The sequence below is a fragment of the Streptomyces sp. S6 genome, from assembly GCF_054880855.1.
In genome coordinates this window covers 1-6,105 of record NZ_JBTYMC010000356.1, presented here as the reverse complement: position 1 = coordinate 6,105, position 6,105 = coordinate 1, and the positions used below count along the sequence as shown (strand labels likewise).

The 6,105-nt window shown below is 74.1% G+C and carries 6 protein-coding genes; 3 read left to right on the top strand and 3 right to left on the bottom strand.

Annotation, left to right across the window (positions count from 1 at the left end; genetic code table 11):
- The coding region (locus ACVNF4_RS30935; protein WP_461806194.1) for a Rossmann-like and DUF2520 domain-containing protein at positions 1 to 716 on the bottom strand (716 nt) is incomplete at its 3' end.
- Positions 717 to 865: 149 nt separating this feature from the next.
- Between ACVNF4_RS30935 and ACVNF4_RS30930 the strand changes: the two genes are divergently transcribed.
- The gene (locus ACVNF4_RS30930; protein WP_461806193.1) at positions 866 to 2,029 is read left to right on the top strand and encodes a threonine aldolase family protein; all 1,164 of its coding nucleotides are present in this window, start codon (positions 866 to 868) and stop codon (positions 2,027 to 2,029) included.
- A gap of 43 nt (positions 2,030 to 2,072) precedes the next feature.
- Positions 2,073 to 3,170, top strand: a complete 1,098-nt coding sequence (locus tag ACVNF4_RS30925; protein ID WP_461806192.1) for a DUF5937 family protein — start codon at positions 2,073 to 2,075, stop codon at positions 3,168 to 3,170.
- Positions 3,171 to 3,186: 16 nt separating this feature from the next.
- On the opposite strand, the gene ACVNF4_RS30920 is transcribed toward ACVNF4_RS30925, so the two are convergent.
- Together ACVNF4_RS30920 and ACVNF4_RS30915 are read right to left on the bottom strand one after the other, a co-directional pair.
- Positions 3,187 to 3,861, bottom strand: coding sequence for a response regulator (locus ACVNF4_RS30920; protein WP_461806191.1), 675 nt, complete (start codon positions 3,859 to 3,861; stop codon positions 3,187 to 3,189).
- 76 nt (positions 3,862 to 3,937) lie between these two features.
- Positions 3,938 to 5,137 carry a sensor histidine kinase gene (locus ACVNF4_RS30915; RefSeq protein WP_461806190.1) on the bottom strand — a complete coding sequence of 400 codons (1,200 nt, stop codon included), beginning with the start codon at positions 5,135 to 5,137 and terminating at the stop codon, positions 3,938 to 3,940.
- Positions 5,138 to 5,255: 118 nt separating this feature from the next.
- Here ACVNF4_RS30915 and ACVNF4_RS30910 point away from each other — a divergent pair.
- Positions 5,256 to 6,105: SAM-dependent methyltransferase (locus ACVNF4_RS30910; RefSeq protein WP_461806189.1), on the top strand; the 850-nt coding region annotated here is incomplete at its 3' end.

The window sequence follows — 6,105 nt, the reverse complement described above, 5'->3', positions numbered from 1 at the left end:
GTGAGGGCGGCGTCGCCGGAGCGCAGCGCGTTGTCCAGGGCGGCGCCGAGCAGCGGGCCGAGCATCCGGTCGGGTGCCTCGACGCCCGCCTCGCGCAGCAGCTCCATGGACTGGGCGACCAGCGTGACGAGGTGGTTGGCGCCCAGCGCGAGGGCCGCGTGGTACAGCGGGCGGCTCTCCTCGGCGACCCATTCGGGTTCGCCGCCCATCTCGATGACGAGGGCCTCGGCGGCGAGCCGCAGTTCGTCGGGGGCGGTGACGCCGAAGGAGCAGCCGGCGAGGCGCTGGACGTCCACGGGTGTCCCGGTGAACGTCATCGCCGGGTGCAGTGCGAGCGGCAGGGCGCCCGCGCGCAGGGCGGGGTCCAGGACGCGCGTGCCGTAGCGGCCGGAGGTGTGCGCGAGGAGCTGGCCGGGGCGGATCGCGCCGGTGTCGGCGAGGCCCTGCACGAGGGCGGGCAGCGCGTCGTCCGGGACGGTCAGCAGGACCAGTTCCGCGCGCGCCAGGACGTCTTCCGGGGTCGTCAGGGGCACGTCGGGCAGCATCAGGGCCGCGCGCTTGCGGGAGGCGTCGGAGACGCCGGAGACGGCCACCGGGCGGTGTCCGGCGAGCTGGAGGGACGCGGCGAGGGCGGGGCCCACCCGGCCGGCGCCGACGACGCCGACGGTGAGCCGCGCGGGGCGGTCCCTGGGGTCTGGCTGGTGGACTGTACTCACGCGACGGCGGCCTTCCCGTTCCAGTCCGCATCTGGGTACCGGACGATTTCTCGTCATGTTAACGCGATCTGTTCCGGGGCGGCCGGGTTGTCCACAGGCTGTGGGTATCGCGGATGCCCGCACCCCCGCGCGCACGGCATGATCCCGGCATGACAGAAACACCCGCCCCGGAAGGCGGCCGCTCCCCCGCCGAGCTGCTGCGCGAACGGCGTACGACAGCCCAGAACGAGGCCGTGCGCCTCCTGGCCCGCCCCCTGGCCCGGACCACCCTGCGCGAGCGCCTCGCGCACCTCCAGGACACCGCCGGCGAGGCGTACGACCTCGACGAGCGCACCGACGTGTACGGCGACGGCGTCGTGACGGCGCTGGAGGAGCGCATAGCGGCGCTGCTGGGTACGGAGGCCGCCGCGTTCATGCCGACCGGCACCATGGCCCAGCAGGTCGCTCTGCGCTGCTGGGCGGGCCGGACCGGCAACCGCGCGGTGGCCGTGCATCCGCTGTCCCACCTGGAGGTGCACGAGCGGGACGCGCTCAGCCAGCTCTCCGGGCTGCGGCCGGTGCACCTGACGGACGAGCCGCGGCTGCCGACGCCGACGGAGGTCCTGGAGGCGGACGAGCCGTTCGGCACGCTCGCTGTGGAGCTGCCCCTGCGGGACGCCGGTTTCGTGCTGCCGTCCTGGGAGGAGCTGACCGCGACGGTGGCCGCCGCGCGCGAGCGCGACGCGGTGGTGCACTTCGACGGCGCGCGCCTGTGGGAGTCGGTCACCCATTTCGGCCGCCCCCTGGCGGAGATCGCCTCTCTCGCGGACAGCGTCTACGTCTCGCTGTACAAGTCGCTCGACGGGCTCAGCGGCGCCGTCCTCGCGGGTCCGGAGTCGCTGATCGCCGAGGCCAGGGCCTGGCAGCACCGGTACGGCGGCAAGCTGTTCCACCAGTTCCCGGCGGCCCTCACCGCGCTGGCCGGCCTGGACAGGGAGCTGCCCCGGCTGCCGGAGTACGTCGCCCACGCGCGCGTGGTGGCCGCCGCGCTCCAGGAGGGGTTCACGGAGGCGGGCGTGCCGTGGTTCCGGGTGCACCCCCCGGTGCCGCACACCCACGAGTTCCAGTTCTGGCTGCCGTACGACGCGGACACGCTCTCGGAGACCGCGGTGCGCCAGTCCGAGGAGACCGGCACGCTCCTGTTCGCGTCCCCCTGGGCGGAGCGCGCGCCCGGGGTGTCGTACACGGAGGTCTCGGTGCGGGAGGCGGGGCTGGGGTGGAGTGCGCGGGACGTGAAGGAGGCGGTCGCCGGGTTCGTGGCGCGACTGCCCTGAGATCGGCGGGGGCGTTGTCAGTGGTGAGGTGCACCATGGGCGCATGAGCGTGAGCATCGACATCGCCGGGGTCCGGCCCGAGCAGGTGGCCTTCGTCCCGTCACCGCTGGCCGAGCTCGGCATGGCGCTGCACGCGCTGTCGGAGCCGGGGCACCATCCGGGCATCCGGGAGTGGACGGGGAGTGTCCTGCCGGGACTCGATCCGCATCTGGCCGACCGGCTGTGCGAGGCGGAGTTCCTGTGGCGGACGGTCTTCTCGGACCTGTTCCTGGCGTGCGCGGGCGTGCCGGGCGCGCTCCCGGGGGAGACGCTGGCCGAGGAGCTGGCGCTGCTGGACAAGCTGCCGGACGACCAGTTCGTGGACGCCGCCCTGGAGTTCGCCTCCACGACGTGCGCGTCACCGACGCCGGGCATCCTGGCGGACCCCGCGCTGCGCGGCCGGGTGCTGGACCTCGCCGCCTCGCGCGGCCCCCGGCAACTGGATTTCGCGCACCGCCTGCTGGACGACCCGTCCGGCGTGCGCGCGTGGTTCCGGCGTTTCCTGGAGGACTGCGACGAGGCGTTCTTCGCGGACACCTGGTCCCGGCTGCGCCCCCAGCTCGCGGCGGACACCCGGCACAAGACGCAGGTGCTGCACCAGCTCGGAACAGTGGAGGCGCTGGTCTCCGTCTCCCCGGCGGTGCGGCTGGACGAGGGGAACGGCCGCCTGGTCGTCGACAAGCTCGTGGAGAGCCGCACGTCCGCGCGGGACAGCGGCCTCCTGCTGATCCCGACCAGCCTGGGCCGCCCGCATCTGACCGTCCTGCACCGCCCCGGCTGGCGGCCCGTGGTGCAGTACCCGCTCCTGGCGCCGTCCCCCGTCGCGCTCCCGTCGCTCGAACAGCTCACCCTCCGGATGAACGCCCTGTCCCACCCGGTGCGCATGCAGCTGTGCCGCAACCTCGCCCGCAGCGCCTACACGACGACCGAACTGGCCCGTATCCACAGCCTGTCCGCCCCGGAGGTCTCCCGGCACCTGGCGGCCCTCAAGAAGGCGGGCCTCATCACGACCCGCCGGCGCGGGCGCTACGTCCTGCACCAGCTGGACGTCGCCCTGGTGGCCCGCCTGGGCAGCGACTTCCTGGAGGGCATCCTCAGATGAGCCCCGGAAGGCCCTCTCAGGCGTGACCGCCCCCCGCGCGGACGAGCCCCGTCTCGTACGCCAGGACGACGACCTGCACCCGGTCCCGCAGCCCCAGCTTGGTCAGGATGCGCCCGACGTGGGTCTTCACGGTCGCCTCGGAGAGCACCAGCCGGGCCGCGATCTCCCCGTTGGACAGCCCCTGGGCGACGAGGATCATCACCTCGCGCTCCCGTTCGGTGAGCCGCTCCAGCTCCTTGTGCTCCGGCGCCCGGCCGCTGCTCGGGAGCATCGGGGCGAACCGGTCGAGCAGCCGGCGCGTGGTGGACGGCGCGACGACGGCGTCCCCGCTGTGCACGGACCGGATCGCGGCGAGCAGCTCCCCCGGGGGCACGTCCTTGAGCATGAACCCGGAGGCGCCCGCCTTCAGCCCGGAGAACGCGTACTCGTCGAGGTCGAACGTCGTCAGGATGAGCACCTTCGGCGGGTCGGGCTCCTCGCAGATCCGCCGGGTGGCCTCCACGCCGTCCAGCTTCGGCATGCGGACGTCCATGAGGACGACGTCGACGTCCGTGGAGCGCACCACCTGGAGCGCCTCGACCCCGTCGCCCGCCTCCGCGACGACCTCCATGTCCGGCTGGGCGGCGAGCACCATCCGGAACCCGGTGCGCAGGAGCACCTGGTCGTCGACGAGCATCACGCGGATCGTCATCGGGGCCTCTTCCGTTTCCATTTCCAGGGCGTTCGTGACAGGGCATTCGTGACAGGTGTCAGTGACGTACGGGACGTCAGTGCGCCGGTTTGAGCGGGAGCAGCACGCTGATGCGGAAGCCGCCCCCGGGGCGCGGACCGGCGTCCAGGGTCCCGCCGACCATACCGACGCGCTCGCGCATGCCGATCAGGCCGTGGCCCTGTCCGTCGGCGCCGCCCTCCTCGTACAGCTCGTGGGGGGCGCCCTTGCCGTCGTCCTCGACGAGCAGGCCGAGGCCGTCGTCGAAGTAGACGAGGCGGACGCTGGCGCCCGCGTTGGGACCGCCGTGCTTGCGGGTGTTGGTGAGCGCCTCCTGGACGATCCGGTAGGCCGTCAGCTCGACGCCGCTGGGCAGCGGGCGGGCGGTGCCCTCGACCTTGAAGTCGACGGGAAGGCCGGAGCCCCGGCACTGCTGGACCAGGTCCTCGATCTGCTCGACGTCCGGCTGGGGGACGTACTCGCCGCCCTCCCGGTGCTCCCCGGTGCGCAGGACGCCCAGCAGGCGGCGCATCTCCGCGAGGGCCTGGCGGCCGGTCGAGGAGATCGTCTCCAGGGCCTTCTTCGCCTGGTCGGGGGCGGCGTCGAGGACGTACGCGGCGCCGTCCGCCTGGACGACCATCACGGACACGTTGTGCGCCACCACGTCGTGCAGCTCGCGCGCGATGCGCGCGCGTTCCGCCGCGACCGCGACCTTCGCCTGAGCCTCGCGCTCGCGCTCCAGCCGGGCCGCCCGCTCCTCCAGCTGCGCGAGGTACGCGCGCCGGGTGCGCATCGAGTCGCCGAGGACCCAGGCGAGGACGAACGGGACGGTCAGGAAGACGATGGTGACGACGACGCCGCCCGGGGCCTCGCCGCTCGGCCAGCGCAGTTGCGCGGCGGCAGCCGCGCACACGCCGACGCCGAGCGCCAACCGGGACGCCCAGCGGGCGCCGACCGCCGCGACCGTGTAGACGATCATCAGCATCGCGAAGTTCGCCGCGTTGACGCCCACGCCCAGCACGAGCTGCGCGCAGCCCGCCACCACGGCGAGCACCAGCATGGCCTCCGGCAGTTTCCTGCGCAGCGTCATCACCACGCACAGCGCGAGGACGGCCGGCACCACCACCGTCAGGGAGTGCGTCCGCCCGACCTCGTGGTTGGCCGTCTCCGAGGCGAGGGCGAACACGAACAGGACCACGGCCCAGAAGCCGTCCACCCCGGTCGGGTGCCTGCGGAAGAAGTCGTAGAGGCGCTGCACGTAACCCAGCGTAGGGATGCGTGATGCCCCTGTGGGTCAACCGGAGGGCCGATCCGCATCGCGCGGACGTACTCCGCAAGGTGGAGGGAGTGATCAACTGTGCGCATAGTCTGGACGGGTGGAGGAGAAAGCGCGCAGGGCGGGGCCGGCCGCGTGGGACGGCTGGCGGGCGGCCACCGAGGAGGCCCTGTACGGCCCTGAGGGCTTCTACCGGCGCCCCGAGGGCCCCGCGGGCCACTTCCGTACCTCCGTGCACGCCTCGCCCCTCTACACCCGCGCCGTGGCCGCCCTCCTGTGCCGCGTGGACGAGGCCCTCGGCCGGCCCGCCCGCCTGGACTTCGTCGACCTGGCCGCCGGCCGCGGCGAACTGACGGCGGCGGTCCTGGACGCCCTTCCGGACGACGTCGGCGGGCGCACGCGCGCGTGGGCCGTCGAACTCGCCGCCCCGCCCGCCGCGACGGACCCCCGCGTCACCTGGACCACCGAGGTGCCGTCCGGCGTCACCGGGCTCCTGTTCGCCAACGAGTGGCTGGACAACGTGCCCCTCGACGTCGTCGAGACGGATGCCGACGGCGTGCCCCGGACGGTCCTCGTCGCCCCCGACGGCACCGAGCGCCTCGGCGCCCCGACCGGTGGCGAGGACGCCGCGTGGCTGGCCCGCTGGTGGCCCCTGGACGCCGAGGAGGGCCTGCGCGCGGAGATCGGCCTCCCCCGGGACCGCGCCTGGGCGGACGCCGTCTCCGCCGTCGACCGGGGCCTCGCGGTGGCCGTCGACTACGGGCACACGGCGGACACCCGGCCGCTGTTCGGGACGCTCACCGGGTTCCGCGCGGGGCGCGAGGTCGCGCCGGTGCCGGACGGGACGTGCGACATCACGGCGCATGTGGCGCTGGACGCGTGCGCGCGGGCGGGCGGGCGTCCCGGGGAGCCGGCCGTGCTGCACACGCAGCGCACCGCCCTGCACGCAC

What these genes read in the sequence shown, in the direction of transcription:
- ACVNF4_RS30930 (WP_461806193.1), top strand. Translation starts at nt 866, where the DNA reads ATGACAGAAACACCCGCCCCGGAAGGCGGCCGCTCCCCCGCCGAGCTG.
- ACVNF4_RS30925 (WP_461806192.1), top strand. Translation starts at nt 2,073, where the DNA reads ATGAGCGTGAGCATCGACATCGCCGGGGTCCGGCCCGAGCAGGTGGCC.
- ACVNF4_RS30920 (WP_461806191.1), bottom strand. Translation starts at nt 3,861, where the DNA reads ATGACGATCCGCGTGATGCTCGTCGACGACCAGGTGCTCCTGCGCACC.